This window comes from Azospirillum sp. B506 (genome assembly GCF_000333595.1).
In the GTDB taxonomy this organism is placed as follows: domain Bacteria; phylum Pseudomonadota; class Alphaproteobacteria; order Azospirillales; family Azospirillaceae; genus Azospirillum.
The window spans coordinates 1-3,167 of record NZ_BADK01000012.1; the positions used below are offsets into that span (position 1 = coordinate 1).

General features: G+C 61.5%; 4 protein-coding genes. All 4 read right to left on the reverse strand.

Annotated elements, in window-relative coordinates:
• A partial coding sequence (locus I71_RS00440; protein WP_148294105.1) for a hypothetical protein occupies positions 1 to 728 on the reverse strand: 728 nt, incomplete at its 3' end.
• A gap of 991 nt (positions 729 to 1,719) precedes the next feature.
• Positions 1,720 to 1,965 carry a hypothetical protein gene (locus tag I71_RS34680; RefSeq protein ID WP_049975829.1) on the reverse strand — a complete coding sequence of 82 codons (246 nt, stop codon included), beginning with the start codon at positions 1,963 to 1,965 and terminating at the stop codon, positions 1,720 to 1,722.
• Positions 1,965 to 2,726 carry a lysozyme gene (locus I71_RS34685; RefSeq protein ID WP_049975830.1) on the reverse strand — a complete coding sequence of 254 codons (762 nt, stop codon included), beginning with the start codon at positions 2,724 to 2,726 and terminating at the stop codon, positions 1,965 to 1,967. Before I71_RS34685 ends, I71_RS34680 begins: the two co-directional genes overlap by 1 nt.
• 72 nt (positions 2,727 to 2,798) lie before the next feature.
• Positions 2,799 to 3,167, reverse strand: a 369-nt coding sequence (locus I71_RS00455) for a hypothetical protein (protein ID WP_199902071.1), incomplete at its 5' end; no start/stop codon positions are given.

Below are 3,167 nucleotides of genomic sequence, written 5' to 3' on the forward strand. Positions count from 1 at the left end.
GAGAAATAGGTCGCCTCCTTGAGCGCTGGGGTAGCAGCGAGCCAAGTTCCCCCCAGGGCGAGGGTGGGAAGCGTCTCGAGCGAGGCCAGGATCCCAGGGAAACAGCATTCGGTCGCGTGGATCATCCGGAGGAACATAACTTCATCGTGCCAAGTCGACCGTGGTAAGCATAGGAAGTGAGCGAGTTCCCGGTCCGGGTCATCCGCAAAGTACTCCCAGTCGCTGGGGTATTTGGCCATGCCCTTGCGGACCATACGCGTGTCCGGAAGATCCGCGACGGCGGCAAGTTCGGCTAGGACGTCGAGCGTACGGACACGTTCCCGCAGGTGCGAGACCGGGTCATCCTGGTCGCCGTCCTCGAAGGTGTAGCCGATGACGCCCTTGGGCAGCTTATCATCGTCGAAGGCGCTGAGCCGTTCCTGCTCGAATTCAAACCAGTCTCGCATGATGATCGCGAGGGCGCGCCTAGCGCGGCCATGGTGTTTGGCAAGGGGACGAGACCGTGACGCCAGAAGATAGCGGTCCAACAGGCGCATGTTCGTATAGTGGACGTAGCGCGGCTTATCTGCGCTCCGGAGGAAGTTCTCAGCAACCAAGACATCATTGATCAGGGCGAACGCCTTGCGCAGTCCGGGTTCGGCGGTCTCAGTCGATTTTATCCATTCCGAGACGTCATAAAGCAGACAGGCAGTCCCTCTCATATTGGCAGGTAGGTTTGCGCGTCCCAAGGACGCAACCGCCTCAAGGTACTCCACCGCCGTAAGGTGTCTTAGAAAGGATCTATGCTGCTCCAAGTGGCACTCCTCATCATACGGAACGACGCAGGGTGATCACTCAATCGTGCCTATGCCTACTTTTTTACCAAGTAAGCAAAGCAACGGCTTTCCTGCAAGCGCCGCGTCGCCTTTATGGTCGGCTGATGCTCGCTTGGAATGTCGAGGGACAGAGATCTGGTAGCCACGTCGTTTCGGGTGCGCTAATAAGCCGCAATCACCCCCTGTATCTGATCGTGCAAAAGGGCTAGCTCTACCCATTACCGAAGCGGTTATTCATCACCGCGCCATAAAATAAAAAACCCGGAAATAAACATAACAAATCAATATTTCATAAGAAATAAAAATAAAAATGGCACACCTCAGAGAAAAACGATGCCATAATCAATAATTTAGATTTATAGCAAGAAATTTCCATTCCGCTAATACGCGCAAATCAAAAATATATTTTGCGGATACGCCATATATCGAACATATGATGCCCATTCTTGTCGCAAAGAGGTCGCGTATGCTTGTATAACTTTGATCAATATTGCCAACAATCCCCTCACAGATTTTTTTACCTGTCATTTTTACACAGAAATGACTCATTTCAGCCAGAAAAATAACATGTCGCTGCGCGACGTACCTGTAGAGAGAGACGAAAAAATTTCACTACTCGATCGTCCCGGGGATTTTTTGCCACTATCGATCAGAAGCGGTCACGAGAAGTGTCGCGAAAAACCTGGGCACCCGCACGGAACAGTTCCAAATGGAATCCAAAGTGTTCATAATTTTATCCAAAGTGTTCATAAGTGAACACCTTAACCTCTCGCTTCAGCGAGCGGGCGTCCACCCGCACAGCCGGGCACCGGTCAGGTTATGCGCCAGCAGCTGCCTGGCCGTGCCATCGGTGAGTGCATCGGCCCGGCTGGTATAGATCGGGCGGAAGGCGGCACAGCCGCCCTCAGTCCCGGCTCCACTGGTCGCGCAGCCGCTCAGCAGCGCCAGCAGGATGCCGGCGCAGATCATCCTCAATGCCATGGCGCACCTCTGCGTTTCGGAGTGCCTGTGTGGTCGACTCGAGGGCGGCATCCTGCTGCCCTGCCCGGCGCTGAAGCGCGCCGAAGGTGACGATCCCCGCCAGCACCAGGCTGGCGAGGATCAGGCCGGCAGCCGCTCTGCCCCAGCCCGTGGCAAGGAAAGCCAGCATCAGGCCGCCTTGCGCTGGTCATCCCAGCGCCGGTAGAGCATCACCGCCACCGCCAAACCCAGCAGGGCGGCCACCGCCCAGCCCAGCGCCCCCGACGGCAGCGCCTCCAGCAAGCCCTTGATTGCCGCTGAAACGTCGCGCGCCTGGTCCAGCAGAACGGCCACGCCAGCGAGGCCCAGCGCACCGCCGCCGCTGACGGCGCTGACCGACCTGGCCATCGGCCTCATCGCCGGCGCCGGCTCGGCAACCCGGCTCACCGGATGGACCTCGTCCGACAGGAACAGCGCCGCCTCGGCCGCCCGGCGCTTGACCAGGCCGGGCATGACCTTGCCGGCGCCGCGGGTCCATTTGGCGAACTCGGCCGCGGCACCGGCGGCGTCACCAACGTTCAGTTTCCGGAGCATGGTGGACGGCTGGCCGGTCTTCAGGGTGACGAAGCCGTCCTTGCCGGCGTCCTTGCCCTTGGCCTTCCGGCCGGCGCCGATGTTCATGACGAAGGCCACCAGCGCCCCGCGCTGGTTGTCGGTCAGCTCCACGGTCACGGCCCGGTCGACCACCGCGGCGGCGGCGGCCAGATCGGCCTGCAGCAGCTGCCCGGCCTGCGCCTCGGTGATGCGCAGGCCCGGCCGCACTTCCGGACCGGTGTGGCCGTAGCCGATCGTCCACGGAGCGCCGCCGGTGGCGGGATCCGGGTAGGCGGTGAGACGCAGGCCTTCGGCCTCCTTCACCAGGTCGAGGGCGGCTTGCGGAATGGCACGCATGGGATCCTCCAGGCATGAAAAAGGCCGCTCACTGGCGGCCGGATCGGTCGGGGTTGGAGTGTTGTCGCGGCGTCAGCCGGGCCACACCAGCGGCGGCAGCTCGGCGACCATTTCCTCCGGTGTCAGCGGCGGACGTTCGCCGGCCAGAACCGCCTCCAGAGCGGCAAAGCACGCCGTCCAGACCGCGGAGCGCCAGGCCAGCACCGCCCGGCCTTCCGCGTCCCATTGCGGGTTGGGATCGCCGACATAGGTCACGGCGGCGGCGGCAGAGGAATAGCTGCGCTCGGAAACAGCCGCATCGAGATGGCGTTGAACCGCATCGGCAACCTGCCGCTTGAGGGTGGCCGCGATGTCCTCCAGCGGGATCGGCTCCGCGTCCCGGACCCGCCGGATACGGCCCCGGTCGGGCTCAGGGTAGTCGGTGCAGGTCGGCGCCGGACG